The 1,111-nt window shown below is 60.8% G+C and carries 1 protein-coding gene; it reads left to right on the top strand.

Going from position 1 to position 1,111, the window contains the following annotated elements; translation table 11 throughout:
- Positions 1-977, top strand: a 977-nt coding sequence (locus tag D7231_RS35465) for a hypothetical protein (RefSeq protein ID WP_206752009.1), incomplete at its 5' end; no start/stop codon positions are given.
- Positions 978-1,111 lie beyond the last annotated feature (134 nt).

The following is a 1,111-nucleotide window of genomic DNA, read 5'->3' as shown; positions in this document are numbered from 1 at the left end:
ATTGGAGTCATGTCAGTGATGCTCTGCATGGCGTCCCTGGCGTCAGTGCAGAGGCCCACCGAAACGCGTTGAAGCTGGCAGAGTGGGTCGGAAGAGGGAAGATCATTATTCCGGCATCTGCTGGCCACTTCCATGAGACGACTAAACGGTTTGACCATGAAAAGCGCTACCGGCTCGGTCTCACGATCCTGCAGCTCAGCCTGGGCTGGCAGATGCTTGACCCCTTGCAGGTGTGGCGGAATGAGCTGCACGAAATTTTTCACTGCCGCTCGGGGGAAGGGGGGTCGGTGCGATCACAAGGTGTCTTCACGTTGGCGTCGAACGCTATTTATGCGTCGCGTGGCATGGATTCTTTTCGTGCTCCGCCGGACTGGTCTCCGGAGTCGGCATTTCAGCTCGAGACGTTGACAGCGGTTACGGCCGCCATTGATGTCATGCTTGACGCTGAGCGCAACGAGCCGGGGCCGGACACGGGGTGGGTTGCCGCAAATCAACGCTTCAGTGACTGGCTTGATTCGCAGGATTGGGACGCCCAGCAAAAGCGGAGGGCTGTGAACGCCTTCCTTCTCGCGGATCTGCGGCGGGAAATCGCTGAGCAGGCGCATGCCGCAGGGGTGAATGTGGGGGAATTTCAGCAGTGGATCTTGAAACATGCGGCGAAGGAGATCGGCCAGTTGCCGGCTGTTGGCCTATATCGCGAGATGCACTACGGCAGACACCTCAACAAGGGGATTAAGTGGGTGCCTAATGACCTCACGGATATGGTCTACCTATCGTGTGCGGCTGGATATGCGGATTTTGTCGTCTGCGAGCGGCATATGTGTGCTTTCTTGACGCAAGGCATCCGACGACTGAAGGGTGCGACACCCGTGTTTCGCCGCCTATCAGACGCTGTTGCGGCGATCGAGGCGGCCCTGGAGTCCCCTCGGGGTACGGCGCAGAGCGGCGCCTCCCCCGACGAGCACGAAGCGGGCTGATCGGCAGGCCCGCCGCGCGGAGTGTCGAGTGCTCGGCAAGTGGTGCGAGCAGTCAACGTGCACTGCCGTCGGCTCAACTGAGACCAGAACTGAGACCAGGCGCAACGAAGGCCCCGGCCGTGGATGGCGGCGGG

The organism is Streptomyces klenkii (genome assembly GCF_003626645.1).
Lineage (GTDB): Bacteria > Actinomycetota > Actinomycetes > Streptomycetales > Streptomycetaceae > Streptomyces > Streptomyces klenkii.
The sequence above is the reverse complement of the archived record's forward strand: the minus strand, read 5'-3'. Positions and strand labels throughout refer to the sequence as shown.